This window comes from Microbacterium sp. BG28 (assembly GCF_034044005.1).
Classification (GTDB): Bacteria; Actinomycetota; Actinomycetes; order Actinomycetales; family Microbacteriaceae; genus Microbacterium.
In genome coordinates, this window is the sequence record NZ_JAXCHA010000003.1 from 829,491 (window position 1) to 853,723 (window position 24,233).

26 protein-coding genes and 1 riboswitch are annotated in these 24,233 nt (G+C 70.4%); of the genes, 13 read left to right on the forward strand and 13 right to left on the reverse strand.

Annotated elements, in window-relative coordinates; all coding sequences use genetic code 11:
* Positions 1-7 precede the first annotated feature (7 nt).
* Both metX and SK224_RS14925 read right to left on the reverse strand, forming a co-directional pair.
* A complete protein-coding gene (metX, locus tag SK224_RS14920) occupies positions 8-1,213 on the reverse strand; it encodes a homoserine O-acetyltransferase MetX (protein ID WP_320435438.1) in 1,206 nt (401 codons plus the stop codon).
* A gap of 113 nt (positions 1,214-1,326) precedes the next feature.
* On the reverse strand, positions 1,327-2,649 hold the full coding sequence (locus SK224_RS14925) for a bifunctional o-acetylhomoserine/o-acetylserine sulfhydrylase (protein WP_274287615.1): 1,323 nt from the start codon (positions 2,647-2,649) through the stop codon (positions 1,327-1,329).
* A 159-nt stretch (positions 2,650-2,808) separates the two neighbouring features.
* Between SK224_RS14925 and SK224_RS14930 the strand changes: the two genes are divergently transcribed.
* Both SK224_RS14930 and SK224_RS14935 read left to right on the forward strand, forming a co-directional pair.
* A complete protein-coding gene (locus tag SK224_RS14930; RefSeq protein ID WP_320435439.1) occupies positions 2,809-3,588 on the forward strand; it encodes an SDR family oxidoreductase in 780 nt (259 codons plus the stop codon).
* Between the two features lie 4 nt (positions 3,589-3,592).
* Complete coding sequence (locus SK224_RS14935) at positions 3,593-4,459, forward strand: hypothetical protein (RefSeq protein ID WP_320435440.1); 867 nt, start codon at positions 3,593-3,595, stop codon at positions 4,457-4,459.
* Positions 4,460-4,468: 9 nt separating this feature from the next.
* On the opposite strand, the gene SK224_RS14940 is transcribed toward SK224_RS14935, so the two are convergent.
* Positions 4,469-5,953, reverse strand: coding sequence for an MFS transporter (locus SK224_RS14940; protein WP_320435441.1), 1,485 nt, complete (start codon positions 5,951-5,953; stop codon positions 4,469-4,471).
* 60 nt (positions 5,954-6,013) lie between these two features.
* On the opposite strand from SK224_RS14940, the gene SK224_RS14945 reads away from it, so the two are divergent.
* The 3 genes from SK224_RS14945 to SK224_RS14955 are packed head-to-tail and all read left to right on the forward strand — an operon-like array spanning position 6,014 to position 7,829.
* Positions 6,014-6,514, forward strand: a complete 501-nt coding sequence (locus tag SK224_RS14945; protein ID WP_320435650.1) for a phosphoribosyltransferase — start codon at positions 6,014-6,016, stop codon at positions 6,512-6,514.
* A 3-nt stretch (positions 6,515-6,517) separates the two neighbouring features.
* Positions 6,518-7,210 carry a uracil-DNA glycosylase gene (locus tag SK224_RS14950; protein ID WP_320435442.1) on the forward strand — a complete coding sequence of 231 codons (693 nt, stop codon included), beginning with the start codon at positions 6,518-6,520 and terminating at the stop codon, positions 7,208-7,210.
* A 10-nt stretch (positions 7,211-7,220) separates the two neighbouring features.
* Positions 7,221-7,829, forward strand: a complete 609-nt coding sequence (locus SK224_RS14955; protein ID WP_320435443.1) for an N-acetyltransferase family protein — start codon at positions 7,221-7,223, stop codon at positions 7,827-7,829.
* Positions 7,830-7,834: 5 nt separating this feature from the next.
* Here SK224_RS14955 and SK224_RS14960 read toward each other — a convergent pair whose 3' ends face one another.
* From SK224_RS14960 to SK224_RS14985, 6 genes are all read right to left on the reverse strand, one after another.
* Positions 7,835-8,626, reverse strand: a complete 792-nt coding sequence (locus SK224_RS14960; protein WP_320435444.1) for an ABC transporter ATP-binding protein — start codon at positions 8,624-8,626, stop codon at positions 7,835-7,837.
* Entirely contained in the window at positions 8,623-9,417 is a 795-nt protein-coding gene (locus SK224_RS14965) for an ABC transporter ATP-binding protein (RefSeq protein ID WP_320435445.1), read from the reverse strand. The genes SK224_RS14960 and SK224_RS14965 overlap by 4 nt, the downstream gene beginning before the upstream one ends.
* Positions 9,414-10,307 carry an ABC transporter permease gene (locus SK224_RS14970; RefSeq protein WP_320435446.1) on the reverse strand — a complete coding sequence of 298 codons (894 nt, stop codon included), beginning with the start codon at positions 10,305-10,307 and terminating at the stop codon, positions 9,414-9,416. The genes SK224_RS14965 and SK224_RS14970 overlap by 4 nt, the downstream gene beginning before the upstream one ends.
* Positions 10,304-11,257: an ABC transporter permease gene (locus tag SK224_RS14975; protein WP_320435447.1), complete on the reverse strand. Its 954-nt coding sequence runs from the start codon at positions 11,255-11,257 to the stop codon at positions 10,304-10,306. Before SK224_RS14975 ends, SK224_RS14970 begins: the two co-directional genes overlap by 4 nt.
* Positions 11,254-12,756 (reverse strand): ABC transporter substrate-binding protein, encoded by a 1,503-nt coding sequence (locus SK224_RS14980; RefSeq protein WP_320435448.1) that lies wholly within the window; start codon positions 12,754-12,756, stop codon positions 11,254-11,256. The genes SK224_RS14975 and SK224_RS14980 overlap by 4 nt, the downstream gene beginning before the upstream one ends.
* Positions 12,757-12,871: 115 nt before the next feature.
* A complete protein-coding gene (locus SK224_RS14985; protein WP_320435449.1) occupies positions 12,872-13,801 on the reverse strand; it encodes an alpha/beta hydrolase in 930 nt (309 codons plus the stop codon).
* A gap of 104 nt (positions 13,802-13,905) precedes the next feature.
* Here SK224_RS14985 and SK224_RS14990 point away from each other — a divergent pair, with 104 nt between their 5' ends.
* Genes SK224_RS14990 through SK224_RS15000 form a run of 3 tightly spaced genes read left to right on the forward strand, consistent with a single transcriptional unit; the run spans position 13,906 to position 15,617 of the window.
* Positions 13,906-14,382, forward strand: a complete 477-nt coding sequence (locus SK224_RS14990; protein ID WP_320435450.1) for a carboxymuconolactone decarboxylase family protein — start codon at positions 13,906-13,908, stop codon at positions 14,380-14,382.
* Positions 14,379-15,098, forward strand: a complete 720-nt coding sequence (locus SK224_RS14995) for a tyrosine-protein phosphatase (RefSeq protein ID WP_320435451.1) — start codon at positions 14,379-14,381, stop codon at positions 15,096-15,098. Before SK224_RS14990 ends, SK224_RS14995 begins: the two co-directional genes overlap by 4 nt.
* A gap of 54 nt (positions 15,099-15,152) precedes the next feature.
* Positions 15,153-15,617, forward strand: coding sequence for an SIP domain-containing protein (locus SK224_RS15000; RefSeq protein WP_320435452.1), 465 nt, complete (start codon positions 15,153-15,155; stop codon positions 15,615-15,617).
* 89 nt (positions 15,618-15,706) lie between these two features.
* Here SK224_RS15000 and SK224_RS15005 read toward each other — a convergent pair whose 3' ends face one another.
* From SK224_RS15005 to SK224_RS15020, 4 genes are read right to left on the reverse strand one after another with little or no spacing between them, the layout of a single operon-like run.
* Complete coding sequence (locus SK224_RS15005) at positions 15,707-16,153, reverse strand: Fe-S oxidoreductase (RefSeq protein ID WP_320435453.1); 447 nt, start codon at positions 16,151-16,153, stop codon at positions 15,707-15,709.
* Positions 16,150-16,968 (reverse strand): arginase family protein, encoded by an 819-nt coding sequence (locus SK224_RS15010; protein WP_320435454.1) that lies wholly within the window; start codon positions 16,966-16,968, stop codon positions 16,150-16,152. The genes SK224_RS15005 and SK224_RS15010 overlap by 4 nt, the downstream gene beginning before the upstream one ends.
* Before the next feature lie 52 nt (positions 16,969-17,020).
* Positions 17,021-17,815: a PspA/IM30 family protein gene (locus tag SK224_RS15015; RefSeq protein WP_320435455.1), complete on the reverse strand. Its 795-nt coding sequence runs from the start codon at positions 17,813-17,815 to the stop codon at positions 17,021-17,023.
* 33 nt (positions 17,816-17,848) lie between these two features.
* Positions 17,849-19,822, reverse strand: a complete 1,974-nt coding sequence (locus SK224_RS15020; RefSeq protein ID WP_320435456.1) for a TPM domain-containing protein — start codon at positions 19,820-19,822, stop codon at positions 17,849-17,851.
* 123 nt (positions 19,823-19,945) lie between these two features.
* On the opposite strand from SK224_RS15020, the gene SK224_RS15025 reads away from it, so the two are divergent.
* From SK224_RS15025 to SK224_RS15045, 5 genes are all read left to right on the forward strand, one after another.
* Positions 19,946-20,782 carry a DUF3097 family protein gene (locus tag SK224_RS15025; RefSeq protein ID WP_320435457.1) on the forward strand — a complete coding sequence of 279 codons (837 nt, stop codon included), beginning with the start codon at positions 19,946-19,948 and terminating at the stop codon, positions 20,780-20,782.
* A 21-nt stretch (positions 20,783-20,803) separates the two neighbouring features.
* Entirely contained in the window at positions 20,804-21,532 is a 729-nt protein-coding gene (trmB, locus tag SK224_RS15030) for a tRNA (guanosine(46)-N7)-methyltransferase TrmB (protein ID WP_320435458.1), read from the forward strand.
* Position 21,533: 1 nt separating this feature from the next.
* A complete protein-coding gene (locus SK224_RS15035; protein ID WP_413816795.1) occupies positions 21,534-22,373 on the forward strand; it encodes a CPBP family intramembrane glutamic endopeptidase in 840 nt (279 codons plus the stop codon).
* Positions 22,374-22,403: 30 nt separating this feature from the next.
* Positions 22,404-22,468: riboswitch (guanidine-III (ykkC-III) riboswitch) on the forward strand.
* A 9-nt stretch (positions 22,469-22,477) separates the two neighbouring features.
* On the forward strand, positions 22,478-22,801 hold the full coding sequence (locus SK224_RS15040) for a multidrug efflux SMR transporter (protein WP_320435459.1): 324 nt from the start codon (positions 22,478-22,480) through the stop codon (positions 22,799-22,801).
* A 109-nt stretch (positions 22,802-22,910) separates the two neighbouring features.
* A complete protein-coding gene (locus SK224_RS15045) occupies positions 22,911-24,191 on the forward strand; it encodes a hypothetical protein (protein WP_320435460.1) in 1,281 nt (426 codons plus the stop codon).
* Positions 24,192-24,233 lie beyond the last annotated feature (42 nt).

The following is a 24,233-nucleotide window of genomic DNA, read 5'->3' on the forward strand; positions in this document are numbered from 1 at the left end:
GCGGCTGCTACGCGTCGAGGAGCCGGCCCAGGTGGTGGGCGACCGCATCCGTCTCGATGAGGAAGCCGTCGTGGCCGTAGTCGCTCGTGATGACGGCTGCCCGGTCGCCGTCGAGAGTGTCGCGGATGCCGTGGGCGATGCGGTGCTGTCCGTCCACGGGAAACAGGCGGTCGCTGTCGATGCCGAGCACGAGCGTGCGCGCGGTGATGCGGCCCAGGGCGTCTTCGACGCCGCCGCGCTCGCGGCCGACGTCGTGCGAGTTCATCGCCTCGACGAGGGTGAGGTAGCTGTTGGCGTCGAAGCGTCGGGTGAACTTGTTGCCGTGGAAGTCGAGATAGGACTCGACCGCGAAGCGTCCGCCGCGTCCGAGGGGGCTCACCTCCGACTGCCAGGAGCGCTGGAAGCGCAGGTTCAGCTCGGTGGGGCTCCGGTAGTTCAGCAGCGCCATCCGCCGTGCCAGCGCGAGACCGCGGTGAGGTCCCTCGCCGGCGGGGGCGTCGTAGTAGTCGCCGCCCGCGTAGCCCGGGTCGATACGGATGGCCTCGAGCTGCACCGAGTTCAGGGCGATCTGGTCGGCGGTGGTCAGCGGGGGCGCTGCGAGCACGGCCAATCGCTCCACGCGCTCGGGATAGGTCGCTCCCCACTCGAGCGCGTGCATACCGCCCATCGAGCCGCCGACCACGGCGCGCCAGCTGCCGATGCCGAGCTCGTCCGCCAGCAGGGCCTGCGCCGCGATCTGGTCGCGGATCGTCAGGTACGGGAAGCGCGCGCCCCACTCGGTGCCGTCGGGGGCGATGGTGGCGGGACCGGTCGAGCCCTGGCAGCCGCCGAGCATGTTGGGGGCGACGACGAACCAGCGGTCGGTGTCGATCGCGGCACCCGGCCCGACGATCGCGTGCCACCATCCGTCGGTGGGGTGGGCTAGACCCGCCTCGCCGCGCACGTGGCTGTCGCCGGTCAGGGCGTGCAGGATCAGGATCGCGTTGTCGCCGGCGGGCGAGAGCTCGCCCCAGCTCTCGTAGGCGAGCCGCGCGACGGGCAGGACGGCGCCGTTCTCGGTGCGGAAGCCGCGGAAGGCCGCGAAACGGCGGTCACCGGCCGGGTCGCCGTCGCGCCACGCGCCACTCGCGGGCGGGCGGCCACGGGCGAGTCGGGCGTCGGCCTCCGTGACCGGAGCGCTCGGCACCGTGTCCTCGGAGGTCTGCCAATCCATCGCTCCATTCTCGCGGCGTCATCACCTCGCCGCGTCCGTGTTACGTCACAACGACGACCGCGCGATGCACGAACGCCCCGGATGCGGTATCCGGGGCGTTCGTGTCAGGCGGTTCAGGCGCGGGCGGCCTCCGAGGCGCGGCGAGCAGCGGCCAGCGCGCTCTCGAGGTCCGCCTTGAGGTCGGCGACGTTCTCGAGGCCGACCGACAGGCGCACGAGACCCGGCGTGACACCGGCCGTGAGCTGCTGCTCGGGCGTGAGCTGCGAGTGCGTCGTGGATGCGGGGTGGATCACGAGCGAGCGCACGTCGCCGATGTTGGCGAGGTGGCTGAAGAGGGTGAGGTTGTCGACGAAGGCTCGTCCGGCACCCACGCCGCCCTTGAGCTCGAACGAGAGCACCGCGCCGACGCCCTTCGGGGCGTACTGGTTGGCGGCGGCGTACCAGGGCGAGGTCGGCAGACCCGAGTAGTTCACCGAGGCGACGTCGTCCTGGTTCTCCAGCCACTCCGCGATCTCCTGCGCGTTCTGCACGTGGCGCTCGACCCGCAGCGAGAGGGTCTCGATGCCCTGCAGCAGCAGCCAGGCGCTGATCGGGGCGATCGCGGCGCCGAGGTCGCGCAGCAGCTGCACGCGCGCCTTGGTAACGTAGGCGACGCCGTCGCCGAGCGCACCGGTGTAGCTGAGGCCGTGGTACGAGGGGTCGGGCTCGGTGAGCTCCGGGAAGCGGTCGACGTGCTGCGACCACGGGAAGCGCCCGCCGTCGACGATGACGCCGCCGATCGTCGTGCCGTGTCCGCCGAGGAACTTCGTCGCGGAGTGCACGACGATGTCGGCACCGAACTCGAAGGGGCGGATGAGGTACGGGGTCGCGATCGTGTTGTCGACGATCAGGGGAACGCCGGCTTCGTGCGCGACGTCGGACACCGTCCGGATGTCGAGGACGTTGATCTTCGGGTTGCCGACCGTCTCGGCGAAGAACAGCTTGGTGTTGGGGCGCACCGCGCGGCGCCACTCCTCGGGATCGTCCTGATTCTCGACGAACGTCGTCGTGATGCCGAGCTTGGCGAGCGTGTACTTGAAGAGGTTGTATGTGCCGCCGTAGATCGAGCTGGAGGAGACGATGTGGTCGCCGGCTCCGGCGATGTTGAGCACCGCGAACGTCTCGGCCGCCTGACCGGAGGCGACCAGCAGCGCTGCCGTGCCTCCCTCGAGCGCCGCGATGCGCTCCTCGACGACGCTCTGCGTGGGGTTGATGATGCGGGTGTAGACGTTGCCCGGCTCGGCGAGCGAGAAGAGGTTCGCGGCGTGGTCGGCGTTGTCGAACACGTATGACGTGGTCTGGTAGATCGGCGTCGCACGTGCCTTGGTGGTGGGATCCGGTGCGGCGCCGGAGTGGATCTGCTTGGTCTCGAAGAGCCAGTTCTCGGGTGCGGACATCACGTGCTCCTAAGTCTGCGGTTGCCGCGGCGGCTGTCGCGAACATGACGAGGCTAGAGCGGCGCGGTGCGCGCGACAACGTCCGAGAAACGCGGGGTAACACGGGCCCGGCAGCGGTTGTGTAACACCGGGTTCACCGCGAGGCCCTAGCGTGAGTGCATGGCGAACAGACGAGCAGTGGTGACGGGTGCGAGCACGGGGATCGGTGAGGCGAGCGCTCGCCGACTCCGCGCCGACGGATGGGAGGTCGTCGCGGTCGCACGTCGCGCCGAGCGGCTCGCCGCTCTGGAGGCCGAGACCGGTGCTGTGGCATACGCCGCCGATCTGACGGTCGAGGCCGATGTGCAGGCGCTCGCCGACTGGCTGGCCGCGTCCGGTCCCGTGCACGCCCTCGTGCAGGTCGCGGGCGGCGCGCGCGGTGTCGATGATGTCGCTGACGGCAACCCGGATGACTGGCGATGGATGTACGAGGCCAATGTGCTGTCGACCCAACGCCTGGTCGCGCTGCTGCTGCCGCAGCTGCGCACGGCGGCGGCCTCCGATGGTCATGCCGACACGCTCTTCGTCACCTCGACGGCCGCCCAGGTCGCCTACCAGGGCGGCGGCGGATACAACGCCGCGAAGGCCGCGGAGAGCATGCTCGTCAAGGCACTGCGACTCGAGCTCAACGGCGAGCCCATCCGCGTGAGCGAGGTGGCGCCGGGCATGGTGCAGACAGAGGAGTTCTCGCTGAACCGCCTGGGCGGCGATCAGGGCGCGGCAGACGCTGTCTACCGCGGCGTCGAGAACCCGCTGACGCCCGATGACGTCGCCGATGTCATCGCGTACGCGCTGAACGCGCCCGGTCACGTGAACCTCGACCTCGTGACGGTGCGACCCGTCGCGCAGTCCGCGCAGCACCTCGTCGCTCGCGAGCCGCTGCGGGTGCGCGAGGCGTGATCGCGTGAGCGCAGCGGGTGCGCCGGTTCTCGTCGTCGACGCTCTGACGGCCCGGCCCGGCGGGCGCGAGCTGCGTCGGTTCTGGCGAGCCTTCGTTGCAGAGCATCCGCAGGTGCGCCCTCCCCGCTCCCGCGCTCGTGTCGCCGTCCTCTTCTCAGGCGCCATCGTGAGCGGTCTCGGCGCGCTCACCGCCGTTCTCGGGATTGTGTCGCTGCTGACCCGCAGACAGGGAGGAACACCGGGCGAGATCCTCACGGCGGCGGTTGTCGTGTTGCTCTTCGCGTGTGCGCTGGTGATCCTGGGCCGTGCCGCGGTGCACACCGGCCGACGTCGGATGTGGCCTCGTCAGCACTGGGCACTCGCCCGCTTCGCAGCGGACAACGGCTTCAGCTACCACCCCGGGCCGTTTCCTGCCGGGCTGCCGACGCGGAGCTATCGCGGTCGGCTCGTCCAGATACGCGCGCTGCGGTGGGTGACGCCCGCGGGGCGTTTCATCGAATGGTCGGACTTCGAGCAGGACTGGGGCACGAGCGCCTACCGCCACACTCAGTTCGGCGGGTGGATCCGCATCGGTCTCAGCCATCCGCTGCCCCGGATCATGCTTCCATCGGCGCACGGCGACGAGCGCGCCCTGGCCGCAGACTCCGAGCTCGCGCCGTCCGTGCCTCCTCAGCATGAGGCGCCCTCCTTCATCCTCGACCTCGTCGCCGAGATGAACGGGTGGGAGGTCGAGAGCATCGACGACGTGCTGCTCATGACGCGCTCTCGGGATGTCGTGACGACGGACCCGGCCCAGTGGTCGGAGATCATCCGCGCCACGGCCGCCGTGGTCGACGGGCTCGAGGAGCGGGAGCGTCGCCGCGAGGACTGATCCTCCGAGTCAGCGCGCGGTCGTCCCCCCGGCGGCCGCATGCGCTGCGGCCTCGGTGTCGGTATCCGCGAACGCCACCTTCGGCACCACCACTAGCACCGCCGCCGCCGCGAACCCGCCGGCGGCGCACACGATCCACACGGTGATGTAGCCGCCCAGAGACGCGGCGGTGGAGCTCGCGACGGCACCCGCACCGACCGCGAGCACGACGCCGAACACCGCCGAGGCGAAGGTGCCGCCGATCGTCTTGGTCGTGTTAGTCAGTGCGGAGGCGATGCCGGTCTGGCCCCGCGGCGCCGCCGCAGCTGCTGCGGCGGGCAGGGCGGCCACGAGCGCACCCGAGCCCAGTCCCGCGATCGACAGGTTCATGAGCACCTGCCAGAGCTCCCGGTGCAGCGGCAGGAACATCAGGTAGCCGATGCCCACGAGCAGGGCCGCCCCGATGAGCACGACGCGCGGGCTCGCGCGGCGCGAGGTGATCGAGAAGATGACGGCGCCGACGATCAGAGAGACGAGATACACCCCGATCACGTTGGAGCGGCCGGTCGCGTCCAGGCCCAGTCCGTAGCCGAGCGAGGAATCGGTGCCGGCGTAGGTCGACAGCGGGCCCTGCGCGCCGAGCAGGCTGATGCCCACCAGGGCCGCCGTGGCCTGCACGGGCCACATCTCGGGGCGGCGGAGCACCCGGATGTCGACGGCGGGGTCCTCCTGGCGGAGCTCGAAACGCACGAACCACACGAAGGCGGCGAGCCCCGCCGCCAGCAGCAGCCAGGTCCACACGAAACCGGGACCGTTGATACGGAGGAAGGTGAGCGCTCCGGTGACGAGCAGGAGCGCGACCGCGAGGATGACGAAGCCGCCCGCATCCAGTCGCCGTCCCGCGACAGGCTCGGATTCCGGAACGCCGAGCCAGATGACCACGCCCACCAGCGTCACGGCGATCGCCGGCAGCATGAGGGTCAACGGAAGGTTCTGGGAGGTCACGGCGAACAGTCGACCGGCCGCCAGTGCGCCCACGATGGCGCCCGCCTGGAGCCCGACGACGAGAAGACCGGCCGCGCGGCGGGTGGCGGAGACGCCGCGGCCCTGCCGGCGCCCGCGTTCGAAGATCAGCGCGATCTCGAGCGGCAGCCACACGACGTAGAAGCCCTGCAGCGCCCAGGCGATGAGGAAGCTCCAGAAGGTGCCCGCGAATGCGATCCACCACGTGGCCCCGGCCGTGAGGATCGTGGCGATCAGCAGGATGCGCTTGTGTCCGTACATGTCGCCGAGCTTGGCCATCACCGGGACGACGAGGGCCGACAAGAGCAGCTGCGCGGCCTCGAACCAGTTCACATCGGCGTCGTGGACTCCCAGGTGCACCACGATGTCGCTGAACAGGGGCACGTAATAGCCCTGCAGGATGCCGCTGACGATCTCGACGAGGATGAACCAGCCGATGAGGCCCGCCGTGATGCCGAGCGCCGATCGACCGGGCGCACGGGTGCCGGTCATGGCGAAACGCTACACCGCGCCGCGCTCTAGGCTGGGACGGTGACGAACGAGGAGAGCGCCGTGGCGCCCGAACGCGAAACTCTGACCTGGGACCTGTTCGGTGAAGCGAGCCGCGACATCGCCCGCGATGTGATCGCCGCCGACTTCGTGCCCGAGGTCGTCGTCGCGATCGCCCGCGGCGGGCTGCTGCCGGCCGGAGCGATCGCCTACGGACTCGGCGTGAAGAACTGCGGCGCGATCAACGTCGAGTTCTACACCGGCATCGGCACGGTGCTCGACGCTCCGGAGCTGCTTCCTCCCGAGCTCGACATGACCTACCTCAACGGGCGTCGCGTGCTCCTCGTCGATGACGTCGCCGACAGCGGTCGCACGCTCGATCTCGCCGTGCGCCTGCTCGTCGAGCGGGGGGCGCACGTGCGCTCGGCCGTGATCTACACGAAGCCGACGACGATCATCCAGCCGGACTTCAGCTGGAAGAACACCGATCTGTGGATCGACTTCCCGTGGTCCTGGCAGGGTTCGGTCCTCGAAGAGGACCAGGGTCTTCCCGGCTCCGCCTGACCCATGGCCAAGACGCTGCCCGAGCTCGCCGCGGCGGGCCTCATGGATGCGGGCTGGGCCGAGGCACTTGCCCCGGTCGCCGACGACATCGCCGCGCTGGGGGAGCGCCTGCGACGGGAGACGAGTGCGGGGCGTGCGTACCTGCCCGCCGGGGAGCGGGTGCTGCGCGCCTTCCAGCGGCCGCTCGCCGACGTCAAGGTGCTCATCGTGGGGCAGGACCCCTATCCGACGCCCGGCCACCCGATCGGTCTCTCGTTCGCCGTGGACGCGCACGTGCGGCCCATCCCGCGCAGTCTCGCCAACATCTATCGCGAGCTGAACGACGACCTGGGCATCCCGCCGGCCGTCCACGGCGATCTCTCCGCCTGGAGCGAGCAGGGCGTGATGCTGCTGAACCGGGTGCTCACCGTCGCTCCGGGGTCTCCCGCATCCCACCGCGGATGGGGGTGGGAGAAGGTCACCGAGCACGCGATCCGCGTCCTCGCCGAGCGTGGCGGCCCTCTCGTCGCGGTGCTGTGGGGGAGGGATGCGGCCGGCCTCACGCCGATCCTCGGCGAGGTCCCGAGCATCCAGTCGCCGCATCCGTCACCGCTGTCGGCCAGCAGGGGATTCTTCGGTTCCCGTCCGTTCTCCCGCGTCAACGAACTGCTGATCGCGCAGGGCGCTACGGGGATCGATTGGCGGCTTCCCGCGTAGGCTGGGCGCCATGCTCGAAGAGGAATACCAGCGCCGTCGGCGGCTTCCGCGACACCTGCGTCGCCAGGCCCCGCCCGAGCGCGGCTTCGAGTTCCGCATCCGCGAGGCGACGACGGCGGACATCCCCGACATCCGCGAGATCTACAACTACTACGTCACCAACTCCGTCGTGACCTTCGACGAGAAGAAGTGGTCGCTGACGAAGTGGCGGGAGAAGTTCGACCATCTGCGCAAGCTCGAGCTCCCCTTCCTCGTGGCGGAGAGCCCGTCGGGGCAGATCCTCGGATACGCGCTCGTGCAGCCCTGGGCGGGAAAATCCGCCTACCGCTACACGGTCGAGGACTCGATCTACCTCGGTCAGGCCGCGTCGGGCAAGGGCCTGGGAACGGCTCTGCTGGCGGCGCTCATCGAGGCCTGTGAGGAAAAGGGCATCCGCGAGCTCGTCGCGGTCATCAGCGACAAGGGCGCCGAGGGTTCGATCCGTCTCCACGAGAAGCTCGGCTTCACCGAGGTCGGGCGCATGGGCCGTGTCGGGTTCAAGTTCGGGCGCTGGCTCGGCACCGTCTACCTGCAGAAGTCACTCAAGCCCAAGAAGAAGCGCGGTCTGTTCTCGCGCTGAGGCCCTCATGCCTCGGGCAGCGTCGGCACCGCGGCCAGCAGCCGCTGCGTGTACGCGGCGTTCGGATGCCGGAGCACGCGCGAGGTCGGTCCCTCCTCGACCATGCGGCCGTCCTTCAACACGATCACACGGTCGCAGAGCGCCTGCACGACGCCGATGTCGTGCGAGACCATCAGGAGGCTGAGTCCGTCACGACTGCGCAGCCGGTCGATCAGACCGATGATCTGAGCGCGCACCGTCACATCGAGCGCGGACAGCGGTTCGTCGCCGACCAGCAGCCGCGGGCGGTGCACGAGGGCGCGAGCCAGGGCGATCCGCTGGCGCTGTCCGCCCGAGAACTCGTGCGGATATCGCCCGGCGGCGTCGGCGGGGAGATCGACATCCGCGAGGACCTCGGCCACGCGCGCCTCGCGGTCGCCCGGGATGCCCAGGGCCCACAGCGGTTCGGCCACGATGCGGCCCACCCGCATCCGCGGATCGAGCGACGCGTACGGGTCCTGGAAGACGATGCCGGTCTGACGCCTGAGCCAGTGCAGTCGGCGCGCGGAAGCGGTCGGATCGACCTGGCGGCCCTCGAAGCTGACCGTGCCGGCCGTGGGGACATCGAGTGCGAGAAGGAGACGGATGAGCGTCGACTTGCCCGAGCCCGACTCTCCGATGATGCCCAGCGACTCGCCCTCGTGCACATCGATGTCGACCCCGTCGAGCGCGTGCGTCAGCGCCCGCGGCGCGAAACGCGCGGCGCGCGGTGCCCGGTGGGTGCGCGAGAGGCCGCGGCCCGACAGAAGCGCCGTCATCGCTCATCCTTCTCGTCAGGACGCCACAGCGTCGCCCGTGCGTCCCGGAGGAGCCCCTGCGTCGACGGCGAGCGCGGAGCAGTGAGCAGCGTCGCCACCGGCCCCTGCTCGACGATGCGGCCGCTCTCCATCACGACGGCGTGCGTCGCGATCTGCGCAAGCACCGCCAGGTCGTGCGTGATGAACACGAGCGACATGTCCGCATCCGCGGCGAGCGTGCGCAGCAGATCGAGGATCTCCGCCTGGATCGTCACGTCGAGCGCCGTCGTCGGCTCGTCCGCGATGAGCAGTCCCGGATCCAGCGCGAGAGCCATGGCGATCGCGACGCGTTGACGCTGACCGCCCGAGAGCTGATGCGGATACCGGTCGACGATGCGCTCCGGGTCGGGAAGTCCCACACGCCGGGCGCCGGCGATGGCGACCTGTCGCCGCTCGGCACGGCCCAGGTGCCGGTGGATGCGCGGCGCCTCCGCGATCTGCCGGCCGACCGTGCGGATCGGGTTCAGGGCCGTCTGCGGTTCCTGGAACACGATGCCCACCTCGTCGCCGCGGATGTGGGCGAGCTCGCGCTCCGTCGCGCCGATCACCTCGTGGCCGTTCAGCCGGATGCTGCCGCTCGCCGTGGCGCCCTCGGGCAGCAGTCCCAGGATCGCGAGCGCGGTGAGCGACTTGCCCGATCCGGACTCTCCGATGATCCCGAGCCGGTCGCCGTCGGCCACCCGGAAGCTGAGCCCGTCGACGACGCGAACTCCGTCGATGTCGATGACGAGGTCGGTCACCTCGAGGCTCATGCGACGACCTCCGGCAGGTGTGTGCGCGCCCGACGTGCCGAGCCGCTCCGGGTGCGCAGCGTCGGGTCTGTGGCGTCGCGGAGTCCGTCGCCCAGCAGGTTGAACCCCAGCACGGTGGCCGTGATGGCGAGGCCCGGCCACAGGACCGACAGCGGGTAGACGGTGAGGTACTGCTGGAGCTGCGACAGCAGCACCCCCCACGAGGGATCGGTCACGGGGGCTCCGAAGCCCAAGTAGCTGAGCCCGGCCTCGGCGAGCACCGCGACGGCCATCGACCAGGACAGCTGCACGATGAACACCGGGGCCACGTTGGGCAGCAGGTGCCGGGTGAGGTTCTGCCATCCGGAGAGTCCCGAAGCGCGCGCTGCCACGACGAAGTCGCTGTGCAGCACGCGACGTAGCTCGGGTCGGCTGACCCTGGCGATGTTCACGCCGAAGCCGATCCCGACGGACCACACGACGACGGCCAGCGATCCGCCCCACACCGCCGAGATCATCATGGCGATCAGCAGCACGGGGAAGGCCACGAGCATGTCGACGAGAACCGCGACCGCCTCTCGCACCCAGCGGTGGGTGAGAGCGCCGAGAGCGGCCAGGGAGAGCCCCACGATCGTTGCGATGACACCCGCGCCGGCGGCCACCACGACCGTCGTGCGCGAGCCCGCCATGAGGATGCTCAGAATGTCGCGTCCGGTGGCGTCGGTGCCCAGCAGATGCGCGGGCCCCGGCCCCGCCCAGCGGCCGGCCACATCCGCGGCTTGGGGGTCGTACGGGGTCCAGAACGTCGCGAGGGAGGCGACCGCCACCAGCGCGAGGACGATGACCACGCCGGTGGCGCCGGCGGGCTCCGAGAGCAGCCGGCGCCACCACGGGACGCGCGAGGCGCTCATGCGGCCGACTCCCTCTGTCGCGGATCGATCAGACGGTGCACGAGATCGACGACGAAGCCCACCAGCAGGACGAAGGCGGTGAGAGCGAGAAGCTCGCCCTGCACCATGGGCAGGTCGCGTGCCGACACGTCGCGCACCAGCATCCGTCCGATGCCGGGCAGCGAGAACAGTTGCTCGATCACGACGGCCCCCACGATGATGCCGGCGACCTGCAGCCCCAGCACCGTCACCACGGACAGGCCGACGTTCGGCAGCCCGTGCCGGATGAGGGCTCGGGTGCGCGTGAGACCCTGCGAGGCGGCCGTACGCACGTAATCCTGTCCTATGGCCTGCAGCGTGGCGCTGCGCACGAATCTCAACAGCATCGCGCCCTCGACGATGCCGATCGTCAACGCCGGCAGCACGAGCGAACGAAGGGCAGCGCCCGGGTCGCTCCACCCGTCGCGCGGGAAGCCCTGTGCCGGAAGCACGCCCCACCAGACGGCGAACACGACGACGAGCATCATGCCGGCCCAGACGACGGGTACCGCCGCGAGCGTCTGCGCGCCTACACCGATGACGGTGCCGCCCAGCCGTGAACGCCGGAGCGCGGACACGACGCCGAGGGGGCCCGCGAACAGCAGAGCGATCGTGAGCGAGAGAGCGCCGAGCGGAAGGGTAACCTGCGCCTTCTGGGCGAGTTCGGTGGACACCGGGGTTCCGGTCAGCAGCGAGGCGCCGAGATCGCCGCGCAGCACCCCGCCGACCCAGTCGAGGTACTGCGCCGCGAGAGGCGCGTCCAGATTCAGCCGGTCACGGATGGCGGCGATCTGCTCCGGGGTGGAGTTCGTGCCGCCGATCAGCTGCGCGACGTCGCCGGGAAGGATGCGCAGGGTGAAGAAGATGATCACGCTGGCGACGACCAGCCCCGCGGCGAGCAGGGCCAGTCGCATCAGCGTGTATCGGATCACCCGTCGCTCTTGCCGAGTTCGGTCACGTTGAGCCGCTCGTTGACGTTCACCGAGGGAAAGCCCGAGACGTTCGCGCCGACCGCGACGACGCTGGCTCCGTTGTACAGCCAGTCCGCGGCCGCGTCGTCCGAGACGATGCGGGCCGCCTGGGCGAGGAGCTTCGCCGCCTCCTCATCGCTGGTGGCTGCGCGCGCCTGCGTGTACAACTGGGTCACCTGTGGGTTGTCGTACGTGAAGTAGTACTCCGGGTTCGTCCAGTTGACGAAGTCGCGCGCCTCGGTGTGCAGCACGAAGCTCAACTCGTAGTCGTGGTTCGTGTAGACGTTCGTGAGCCAGGTCGGGAAGTCCACCGAGTCGACCTTGAGGGTGATCCCGACGGCGTTCAGGTCAGAGACGAGCAGCTGCGAGATCGTCGCCGGGTAGAACGAGGGGATGGTCAGGGTCAGCGTCGTGTCCGAGGCGCCGGCGTCCGCGAGGAGCTTCTTGGCGGCGTCGGGATCGTAGGGAGCGACCTCTGAGAGGTCTTCGTAGCCCGGGTCGAGAGACGGGATCGGGCCGTACATGGTCTTGCCCGCGCCCAGTGCCTCCACGAAGGCATCGTGATCGATCGCCTGGCGGATGGCCTGACGCACACGCTTGTCCGCGAGCGGTCCCGAGGTCTGGTTGAAGGCGAGGGTGCCCTTGTCGGTCGAGTCGCCGATGACCAGCGAGAAGTCGCCGTTCGCCTCGATCTGCGTCTTGAGGTTCGCGTCGAAGCCCGTCACCACGTCGACCTCGCCCGCCAGAGCGGCGTTGAGCGCCGCCTGGTTGTCGGGGATGTAATCGAAGACGACCTCCGCCGCCTTGGCGGGGGTGCCCCAGTACGCGGGATTGCGGGCGAACGTGATGTTGTCGCCGCGCGTCCAGCGCTCAAGCGTGAAGGGCCCGGTGCCGTTGGCCGCCGTCTGATAGTCGACGCTGTCGCCCTCCTTCAGGATGATGCCCGCGCGGCCGCTGAGGTTCCACAGCAGCTGCGAGTCCGGCTGGGAGAGCGTGAGCGTGATCTTCTGCCCGTCGGCCGTCACCCCCGTGACATTCGCGAGGGTTGCGGCGTCGACCCATCCGGCGTTGTCGCGGTGCTGGGTCAGGGAGAAGACGACATCCTCCGGGGTCAGCGGCTGGCCGTCGTGGAAGGTGACGCCCTCCCGCAGCGTGAAGGTGTAGGTCAACCGGTCGTCCGAGACGGTCCAATCGCTGGCCAGTGCCGGCACGATCTCCTGCTCGGGCGTGCGCGCGACGAGGCCCTGGTACAGGTTGTCGATGAGGATCTGATCCAGTGCGGAGCCCGAGGTCTGGCGGATGTCGAGGTTCGTGGGCTCGAGTGCGAGCCGCACGACGACGGAGGAGTCCGCATCCGGGGAGCCGGTCGGCGTCGGCGCCGTCGAGGCTGTGCAGGCGGAGAGGGAGAGAACGGCGGCGGCCACGAGCGCTGCGAGGGCGAGGGGCGTTCGGCGGTGCATGGGGAGTCCTTTCCGCGGACGCGGGGGCATGGAGGGAGGACGGGGCGGTGCGGTGTACCAGCCTAGATCGCCGCCGGGGCTGCAGGAGTCTGCGTCACGTCACAATTCGACCGCGTCAGCAGGCCTCGACGATTCGACCCAGCAGGGTCGCGAGGCGCTCAGGGATCTGCTCGTGCACATTGTGGTGCGCGGGCACCACGATCACGTCGGCGTCCGGGCGGTGCCGGCGGAACTCCTCCGCATCCGCTTCCGTCACGTATCCGGCGTCGCCGCGCACGAGCGTGATCGGCGCGCGCACGGCGGCGAGGTCGTCCCATCCGCTCTCGGCGAGAAGCTCTCGCATGGCGTCCGGTGCGGAAACTTCGGCGTCGGATGCGACGGCCGCCGCTGCGAGGTGAGCGAAGTGGTGCTTCCACTCCACGCGCCCGTCGGGGCGCACCCGTGAGTTCAAGTACACGCCGCGGGTGGCCGCTTCGCGCGAACCGCCCAGACCGAAGGACAGCGCCCGATCCACCAGTTGCTCCCGATCGGCCCAGTCCGTCGGGCCGGCGAAGAAGGCGCGCATCTGTGCCGGGCCGGCGGCGGGATCCACTCCGGGAGTCAGGTCGATGAGGACGAGGCTGCGCACCAGGTCGCCCCGCGCCGCTGCCACGGCGGTCGCGGTGAGTGCGCCGAGGGAATGCCCGACGAGCACCTGCGGGACCTCGGTCCAGGCTTCGAGCGCGGGCACCACATCGTCGGCGAGTGTGCGCGCGACGTAACGGGCGTCATTGCGCCAGGAGGAGTCGCCGTGCCCCGCGAGGTCGATCGACAGGGCGGGCAGCCCGAGCGCGAGGACCGTGGTGTCCCAGGTGTGCGCATTCAAGCCCGCGCCATGGAGGAAGGTCACGACCGGCGCCTCGGCGCCGTAGCGGAGGGCGGAGAGGGTCCTGCCGTCCGCCAGGCTCAGATCGCGCCGCTCGGCCGCCGGCAACGGCGTCGTGAGCCCGAGGCCCTCGGCCTGGGCGGGCAGGAAGGAGAACTCGTCGAAAGCGTCGTCGGTCACCCCCGAATGCTACGGCGGGCGGGCGGGCGAGCGGTTGCGGGGCGCCGATGCGTCTCATTGCGCAACCGCCCCGCTTCCTCCCGGGCGTGGGTATGGTGGGCGGCATGGGTGAGGAGCGGCGTGTGCACCTGTCGAAGGCGGCACCGGAGGTCTATCAGGCGATCGATGCGATGGCCAAGCAGGTGGGAGCTCTCGCGGCGGATGCCGGCGTCGAGCCGCGGCTGAAGGAGCTCGTGCAACTGCACGCCTCGCAGCTCAACGGCTGCGCCTACTGCGTGCGCGTGCACCTCGACCGCGGGATGAAGGCGGGTCTCGACGTCGACACCGTCGCCCAGTTGCCGACCTGGCGCGAGTCGGGCGTCTTCACGGAGCGCGAGCGTGCGGCGCTGGAGCTGACCGAGTCGCTCACCTTCATCCACGAGGAGGGCGTCTCGGACGAGGTCTACGACCGGGTCGGCTCCGTCCTCTCCGAGGCCGAGTACGTCGCGCTGAGCTGGATCGTCATCTCGATCAACGCGTTCAACCGCGTGGCCATCGCCGGACGGTACCCGGTGCCGCCCCGCACCGTGCCGACACCGTGAACGACCCCGGCGGTCTCGTCGCCGGAGCCGTGAACTTCCGCGACATCGGCGGGCTGCCCGCGGGTGAGCGGACGACCCGCAGGGGTGTGCTGTTCCGCTCCGGCAACCTCGCGCGCCTGGATGAGAGCACCCGTCGCCGCATCTCCGAGCTCGGTCTGCGGCGCATCGTCGACCTGCGCGACGACGACGAGGTGCGCACCGATCCCACGTTTCTCGGGCCCGATGCGCCGGAGACCGTGCGCGTGCCGCTGTTCCTCGGATCCGTCGCCTCGTTCTTCGCCGAAGACGTGAGCCTCGCCGAGATGTACGACCGGCTCATCGATGACGCCGCACCCGCGCTCGCGACCGTTGCTCGGGCGGTGGTGGAGGAGCAACCCGTCCTCGTGCACTGCACGGTGGGCAAGGACCGCACCGGCGTCTCGATCGCGCTGATCCTCGCGGCGGCGGGTGTCGACGAGGATGCCGTGGTCGCCGATTACGCGCGCACCGCCGCATCCCTGCCCGCGGCGCGCAACCGTCAGGTGGTGGCGTGGCTCCGCGCGGCCCACCCCGAAGCCCGTCACGCCGTGGAACTCGCCACGGCGTCCCCGGCTCCCGTCATGCGGGCTCTGCTGGGCCGGCTGCGAGCACAATACGGATCGGCCGGCGACTACCTCTCCGCCGCGGGCGTCGGCGATGCCGAGCTCGTCGAGCTGCGCCGCATCCTCATCGCCTAGCGATCCGGCAAAGGTGAGGCATACCTTCCTTGGTGGGCGTATACTCGCCTCATCATGCCCGAGAACGACGTCCACAACGCGAATGCGTGCCGTGCGTCCAAGCACGCCCGCGCGCAGCACCTGGTGACCGCTGACGAGTCGTCGCTCGACGACCTCGAGATGCTGCTCGCCACGCTGCCGTTGTGCTCGACGGGTCGGGTGTTCGTCGAGGTTCCGGATGCGGCGCACATCGCCGAGATCCGTGTGCCGGCACGTATGACCATCACGTGGTTGACCCGCGACAGCCGCTCCGGCGCTCCGGGTACCGGACGCTCGTGCGCGCCCGGCGAGGCGCTCAGTCGGGCGGTCGTGGCGTGGGCCGACGAGATGTTGTGCGACGACGACGGATGCGGCACCTCGGTCACCCTGCTCGGCGGCTATCTCGGCACCGCCGACATCTTCGACCACCTGGTCGAGCGCCGCGGCATCGATGCCGCGCGCATCCACACGCCCGCGCGCTTCGGGCTCGCCACAGCCTGAGCGCGTCCGTTCCCGCCCCGCGCGTCGAGCGAGCCGAGACGCGGCGATCCCTCCTGCTCGTCCAGCGAACGGAGCGAGTCGAAACGCGGTCAGCGGGGGATGTAGTTGCCGTCGGCGAGGCCCGCTTCGACCTCGAAGCGGTTCTGCAGCGGATCGCGTCCGGCGAGGCTGTAGAGGATCGGCATCAGCATCCCGAACCGACGCCACTGACGCTCGTGCACGGACTCGTGCGCGAGCAGCCTGTCGTCGATGCGGCCGTCGCCGGTGAGGAAGCAGTGGCCCACGCACACCCCGCCGCGCGGGAACGCCCATGACGGCATCCCGCGGAACACGAACAGGCTGCCGCGCCGCTCGATGCGTCCGCGGCTCCACAGCGTTCCCCAGATCCACCCGACCGCGCATCCGTAGGCGTAGCCCAGCGCGCTGATCGGCGAGTCCAGGAGGAAGGACGGGATCCAACGCTCCACCGCACGCGACCGCGCCACGGCGCGGTCGGCGCGCTGCTGCCACCCGGCGGGCGGTCGCGCGGCACTCACGCGAGGGCTCCGACCAGTCGCAGCAGAGTGCCCATATCCTCGCTCGCGGCGGCGGGGGATGCGGGGGCGAACCCCGCGAGCGAGGAGCCGGCCAGCGGAACGGCCTCCCGCAGCGCCTTCAGAGCCGTGACCAACTCGGCCAGCGAGGCGCCGAAGGGCTCGGAGTCCTTCACCCCGGGCATCTCGGCGGGATCGAGGGCGTCGACATCGATGTGGACGTGGACGGCGCCGACGCCGCGTTGCTGAACGGTCCGGGCGAGAACGGTGGGATCCGAAAGTGCTGCCGCATCGATCACGGTGATGGCCTGCGCATCGATGTACTCTCGTTCGGCCTCGTCGATCGCGCGCGCGGCGACCAGGATGACGTCGGCGGCCGCGACCGTGCCCGCGGGCAGAGCGAGATCGGGGGCGCCGTCGCCGAGCACGGCGCGCAGCGCCATCCCGCCGAAGGCGTGCGACGTGGAGGACTCCGGCGTGTGAAGGTCCGGATGCGCGTCGACCCAGACGACCGCGATGCGTCCGGTGCGCGCTGAACGCTCCACGGCGGCCACGCCGACGGTGCAGTCCCCGCCGACGGTGAGCGCGCGTTCGTCGGATGCGGCGAGGGCCTCGCGCAGATCGTGCTGCACCTGGCGCAGTGCGCTATAGCGGTGCACGCCGGTGTCGAGCGCCTCGCCCGCGCCGAGTGGAACCGGCACGCTCGTGCACGCCGCTCGCGGCAGATCGCCCGCGATGGCCTCCGCGCCGTCCACGAGTTGCATCGCGCGCGCGGACGGCGAGCCCTGCCACACGGGTGTGATGAGGAACCGTGTCATGTCGACTCCCGGATGGGGGAGGGGCCGCGGCGGACGCGGCCCCTCCGTCTTCTCACTGCTGGTGCTGCTGCGGCAGCTGCTGCTGCTGGCCGAGCTCGTCGCCCGCGACTCCGGCGCCGAGGGCGCCCTGCGGGGACCCCCCGGCCTTCAACGCGGCCAGGCGCGCCTCGACCTCGGTCAGCTCGCCGACGTCCTCGAGGCTCTCGAACTGGGCATCGAGGCTGGATGCGGCGAGCTCCGCCTTGCCGGCGGCCAGCGCCTCCTGGCGACGGATCTTGTCTTCGAAGCGGCCGATCTCGCTTGTCGGGTCGAGGACGTTGACACTCTTGATCGCGTCGTGCACCTTGTTCTGCGCCTCGGCGACCTTCGCGCGCGCGAGCAGCTCACTGCGCTTGGAGCGAAGCTGCTCGAGCTTCTGCTTCATGCCGTTGAGGCCGTCCTTGAGCTTGTCGACGACCTCGGTCTGCGCCGCGATCTGTGGAGCGGAGGCCTTGGCCTCGTTCTCCTCGGAGATCTGACGCTGTAGGGCGATCTTCGCGAGGTTGTCGAACTTGTCGGCATCGGTCGTGTTGCCGGCGCGGCGCATCTCATCGGCGCGACGGCTGGCGGCGAGTGCCTTGCTGCCCCACTCGGCGGCCGCCTGGACGTCCTCCTGGTGGTCGCGCTCGAGAAGGCGCAGGTTGCCGATCGTCTCCGCGATCGCTGCTTCCGCGTCGGCGATGTTGTTCGTGTAGTCGCGGACGAGCTGGTCGAGCATCTTCTGCGGATCCTCGGCCTGGTCGATCATCGCGTTGATGTTCGCCCGGACGAGGGTGGAGATGCGTCCGAAGATGGACTGCTTGGCCATCGTGTTTCCTTTCGTCGTGGTTCGTGGAGTCCGTCAGAATCTGCCGCCGCTGCCGCCGCGGGAACCGCCGCCGCCGAAGCTTCCGCCGATCCCGCCGCGGAAGCCCCCACCGCCGAAGCCCCCACCGCCGAAGCCTCCGAAGCCACCGCCTCGTCGACGACCGCCGCCGAGGGCGGAGCCGATGATGATCCCGCCGAGCATCGCGCCGAAGTCGCCTCCGCCGGCGGATCCGCCGCCGAAGCCGGAGACGTCCGACTGGGCGGCGGAGATGGCATCGGCCGCCAGGCGTGCCGCGCGGGAGGCCGCATCCAGCGCCTGCTCGGGCGCCGCCTGGGCTTGCTGCTCGGCCAGGGCGAAGGATGCGCGGGCATCGGCCAGGCGGGTACGGGCGGTTGCACCGACCGCGCCGCGCCGGGACGAGATGAAGTCCTCCGCGGCTCCGATCTGGGCCTGCGCGTGCGCGAGGGTCGGCGGCAGAACCTGCCGAGCATGCTCCGCGCGGGCCGCCGCGTCGCGAGCGGATCTCAGCAGGGCATCGAGTTCGTCATCGACGCGCTGCAGCGCCGCGAGGGTCGCCACCGGGTCGTCGTCTGCCGCGGCCAGCTGCGCGCGGGCGGCCGCGGAGGCGGGGGCGAGTCGACCGTCGGGGTCCGGCAGGCTCTCGGCGGCGGCGACGTCCCGCGTGAGCTCGGCGCGCAGCGCGGGAATCTCCGCCCGAGCGGCGGCGAGGCGATCGCCGTGTGCCCCTACTGCATCCGCCAACTGGCGTGCCTGCGCGAGGGCCTGCTCGGCGGTGCGCAGCGCGACGGCGGCTCTGCCCGTGTCTCGGGCGGCGACCGCGGCCTCGGCCGCCGCAAGCTGGGCATCGGCGAGAGCGAGCCGGTCGGTGGCCTGCGCAGCGTTGTCGACGATCGTGCTCAGCGCCGCGGCCGGGTAGGTGGCAGCGAGCTGGGCGAAGCGCTCCCGGGCAGCCTGAAGGGCAGGGGCAGCCTCGGCGCGCGACGAGCGAAGTCGCTCTCGAGTGCCCGGAAGATCCTGCTCGATCCGCCGGAGGTCGGCGAAGGCATCGAGCTGCGCCTGCACCCGTGCGCCGGCGGCGGCCGCGAGCTGCAGCGTCTGCTCGTGCCAGGCGCGCACCTGCTCGTCGGTGTCGGGGATCTCGTCGTCCAGCTGCTGGCGCACCGTGAAGGCCTGATCCAGCTCTGCGCGCGCCGTGGACAGAGCCTCACGCAGACCTCTCGTCGCCTCCTCGCCGAACTGCGCGGCGGCGAAGCCGTGCTCCTGCTCCGCCTCACGGAGGGCGTCGTCGGTGGCGACGAGAGCCGCGGCCGCGCGGGTGCCGAGATCCTCGGTGCTCTCGGCGGGACGGGATGCGGCACGCCGGCGAGCCGCGCGGATCACGAAGTACGCGGCCACGGCCACCAGCGCCACGAGGGAGACGACGATGATGACGATGCCCACCGCGCCGCCGGAACCGGAATCGGAGGAACCCGAACCGGGCACGCCGCCGCCGGAGTCGCCGCCGCCTCCCGCGCCGCTGCGGGCCGCGGACATCCCGTCGGCTGCGGCGATCGCGGCACCCGCCCAGTCACCGTCTCGGAGAGCCGGATACACCCAGTCCTGATCGACGGTGGTGATCTGGATCTCGCTGAGCGGGCCCGAGGTATCGCTGGAGATCCAGTACTGACGCGCGTCGACCGCGATGGCCAGCAGGTACTGGTTGGGTCCGAGGCCGCCCTGCTGGGCGGTCTGGGTCGCCCAGTCCTTCGCATCGGACGGGTTGCTGAAGCGATCGACGTAGACGACCCACAGATTGAGGTTGTCGGTCTGGGCGAGCTCCTCGAGGCGGTCCTCGACCTGAGCGCGCTCCGCGTCGCCGAGGACCCCCGCCTCGTCGCTCACGTACGACGCGCCGAGTTGCACCGGCGGGGTCGCTGCGGCCGGGCCTGCGACCAGCAAGACCGCGGCCAGCGCGGCCACCAGTGCATATGCCCAGCGCAGTCGCATCGATGGCCTCCCTCGGGGCGGACGGCGCCCTCGTCCGAGTCTATTGAGGGCGAGTCTGTGTGCGCCATGGATGCGGGTCGCTGCCGGATATGCATGCGCCGGCTGGTTACGCTGCTCGGCGTTATGGATGACCGATACCCCACGGATGTGCTCGCCGCCGGATGGCGGGAGCGGAATGCGAAGACCCTCGCCGCGGTCCCCGCCGAGCGCGACACGGTGGTCGAGGTCGCAGAGGACGGATTCTGCGGCGCCGTGACCTCGGTCGAAGGCGGGCTCGTCGAGCTGGAGGATCGCACAGGTCGGCGACGCATGTTCTCGCTCGGTCCCGGCTTCCTCATCGACGGCGAGGCGGTCCGTCTCGTGGCCCCCACCGTCGCTCCAGCAGCGGCCGGGCGCGCGCGCACCGCATCCGGATCGTTCGCGGTCGCCGACCAGCGCGCCCGTATCGCCCGCCCGAGCCGCATCCTCGTCGAGGGCAAGCACGACGCCGAGCTCGTCGAGAAGGTGTGGGGGGACGACCTGCGTGTGGAGGGCGTGGTCGTCGAGTACCTCGAGGGCATCGATCTGCTCTCGGACCTGCTCGAGGCGGAGCCGCCCACGGCCGAGCGTCGGTACGGCGTGCTCGTGGACCACCTCGTCGCGGGGTCGAAGGAGTCGAGGATCGCCGCGGAGGTCGCCCGCGGTCGACACGGCGCCCACGTGCGCATCGTCGGCCACCCGTTCATCGACGTGTGGCAGTGCGTCACGCCGCGCGCGGTCGGGATCGCGGCGTGGCCGGAGGTGCCGCGGGGTATCGACTGGAAGACGGGCGTCTGTCGCGGGCTGGGATGGCCGGCGCGCGACAAAGCCGACCTCGCGCGCGCGTGGCAGCGTATCCTCGCCAGCGTCCACAGCTATCGCGACCTGGAACCGGCTCTGCTGGGTCGTGTCGAGGAACTCATCGACTTCGTCACGGCCTGAGGTGCTTCGTATCCTGGGGGGATGACCGATCCCGCATCCGGCGTCTTCCGCGATCGCCCCGTCTCGTTCGTGCGCCGCAGCGGAAGGATGTCGGAGGCGCAGGAGCGCGCGTGGGCCGAGCTCGGCCCGCATCTGCTGCTGCCGGTGGCTCGGGACAACGCGGCCACCTCCGTCGCGGCCGACGCGCAGATCGACGTGGCGACGGTGTGGGGGAGACAGGCTCCGCTGATCGTCGAGATCGGCTCCGGGCAGGGCCATGCCATCGTGCACGCGGCGACCACGCGACCCGACGTCGACTTCCTCGCGGTGGAGGTCTTCCGCGCGGGGCTCGCGCGGACCATGCTCGACGCAGACCGCGCCGGCGTGCGCAACCTGCGCCTGGTCGAGGCGAACGCCCCCGAGGTGCTGGAGCATCTGCTGCCTGCGGGGTCGGTCGATGAGGTCTGGATCTTCTTCCCCGACCCGTGGCACAAGAAGAAGCACACGAAACGGAGATTGGTGAAGCCGGACGTCGTGCCGACGCTCGCGCGTGCGCTCCGCCCCGGCGGGATGCTGCGCCTGGCCACCGACTGGGAGGATTACGCGCTGCAGATGCGTTCCGTGCTCGACGAGGCGGTGGTGTTCGACCGCGCGTTCGAGGGGGAGTGGGCGCCGCGCTTCGATGGTCGGGTCATCACGGCGTTCGAGCGCAAGGGCGAGCGAGTGGGGCGCGCGATCCGCGACCTCGCCTACCGCCGATCGGCCGGTTGAGGTGCCCGCCGCGCAGACGGCCGACCGCATTCCGCTGCGGGCATGGCCGCTGGCGGCCTCGGCGCTGGTCGCGCTCTCCGCGCCGGCCTTCTTCGTGCTCCTCACTCCCTGGCTGGGCTGGAGCATGCTCGCGGCGGGGCTCGCCACGGCATGGTGGGCGGATCGACGTCACCCGCGCGCCGCCTCGCTGTTGCGGGATCTGTCCTTGATCGCCGTGGGGATGCTGATCGTCAGCGCCATCCCGCTCGCCGCTGAGCTCGACAACGCCGCGATGGTGCGCTTCACCCTCGCGCTGGGCGGGGCCGTCGCGGTGCCTTACGTCGTGTCGCGGTTCGTGTACCGTGACCGCGCGATCCGCTTCCCGTGGCGCGGGGGCGGCCGATGGAGCCGATTCCAATGGGTGTGGCTGGTGGCGGTGCTCGTCCTCGGGTGGCTCATCCTGCCCTTCTACTTCATCAGCTCGGGGGTCTATCAGAACTGGCCCGTCGTGGATACGCCCGATCTCATCGCCCGCCTGTTCGTCGGGGTCGGGGCCGTCGGTATCTGGGACGAACTCTTCTTCATCTGCACGGTCTTCGCGCTGCTGCGTCGTCATCTGCCGGATACGACCGCCAACGTCGTGCAGGCGATCGTCTTCGTCTCGTTCCTGTGGGAGCTCGGTTACCGCGCCTGGGGGCCCGTTCTCACCATCCCGTTCGCGCTGCTGCAGGGGTACATCTTCTTGCGCACCCGTTCCCTCGCCTACGTCGTCACGGTGCACCTGCTGTTCGACGCGGTGGTGTTCGGTGTCCTCGTCCACGCGCACAATCCGGGTCTCGTGGACGGCTTCTTCCTCATCTGAGCGTGACTCAGGCGCCCTCCGATAGAGTCGTCCCGGGTTCCGACCGGACCCCCGGACGACGGATCAGTACCCGGTGAGCGACAAGACTGGCCGGAAGGCACGTCATGTCGTGGGTCGTCCTCATCGTCTCCGGAGTGCTCGAGGCCGTCTGGGCCAGTGCGCTCGGCCGGTCCGAGGGGCTGTCGAAGCCGCTGTCGAGCATCGTGTTCGCGGTTGCTCTCGTGCTGAGCATGGGGGGGCTTGCGTTCGCCATGCGCGAGATCCCGACCGGCACGGCGTACGCAGTCTGGGTCGGGATCGGAGCGGCGCTCACGGTGGTCTGGGCGATGCTCAGCGGCGCCGAGCCGTTCACGGTCGTGAGGCTGCTGCTGATCGCCGGGCTCGTGGGTTGCGTGATCGGGCTGAAGCTTACCGGCGACGCTTCCTGAGCCCACAGGCTTTTGCTCGGCGCTCGAAGATGGGAGCATCCTGTGGGGGCCGGCATAGCCGCTTCGCCTAGGATCGCTCGCGCCACGCGGGGAGAGGAAAGTCGTGACGGTGACCGGTTCGCAACTGCATGCCGATTCGGGGAACACGCGTACGCCGCGATGGCGCCGCGCGGTGACGGCCATACACGGCTGGGTCGATGATGCATCCCGGCCCGATCCTCGCGTGCGCGCGGTTCGGCGGGTCGAGCTCGCTCAGGTTCTGGGCTACTGGGCGATCGCCCGCTGCGTGAACCTCGCGTTCCTGCTCTTCTGGTACCTGGTCTCGACGGCCGCAGGGTGGGGCTTCGGCGCGCAGGACCGGCCTGTCGTCACGTTCGCTGCCTTCCTGACGGGGTGGGACGCGGACAGGTACGGCCGTATCTCGCTGATCGGGTACCCGCCCGTCATCCCCATCGGTCCCAACGGCAACGTGCTCGAGAACGACTGGGCCTTCCTGCCGATCTACCCGTGGCTGGAACGCCTGGTGGGAGACCTCGTCGGCTCCGACTGGCGCGCGGCCGGCATCGGACTCAGCATCTTCTTCAGCGCCACGGCGACCGTGCTGCTGTTCCTGCTGCTGCGCGCGGTCACCTCGCCGCGTCAGGCGAAGTGGGCGGTGATCTTCTTCTCTTTCGCCCCGCTCTCGTTCGTATTCGTCATCGCCTACGCGGAATCGCTTGTGCTCACCCTGACCTTCGCCGCGCTGCTGCTGGCCGTGAAGCGCAAGTATGCGTGGATCACTCCGATCGCGCTGGTCGCGGCGTTCACGCGGCCCGGCGCGCTCGCGCTCGCTCTGGCGCTGGGCATCGTCTTCCTCGTGCGCTGGTGGCGCCGGAGAGTCGACCCGTTCCCGCGCCGCGAAGTGGTGGGGTTGCTTGTGGCCGGCGGTGTCACGGCGCTGGCCGGTCTCGCCTGGTCGTGGATCGCGGACGCCTGGACCGGAACCCCCCACGCCTACCTCCTCACGGAGACGGCCTGGTGGCGCCCGTTCGTCGGCAACGGTGAGTTCATGCCCCTCACCCCCTGGTTCCGTTTCATGGGCGAGTACCTGAGCGTGTTCGGGTGGCTGCTCGTGGTCGCGCTCATGGTGGGCTTCGCCATGCTGATCTGGTCGCGGCCGGTGCGCACGCTCGGCATCGTCGTCGCGGCATACGGGCTCAGCTACGGTCTCTACATCTTCGGTGTCTTCCTGCCGCAGGCCAGCACGTTCCGCCTGTTGATGCCGATGTCTCCGCTTCTCGCGCACGAGAGGCTCTCTGCCTCCACGCGCGCACGCAACGGCATCCTGATCGTGCTCGTCGTGCTGCAGTTCTTCGCCGTCTACGGGCTCTGGACCCGCGGCTACCCCTGACCCCTCGTCACGGGGGCGAAGCGGGCGGTGATAGTCTCGATC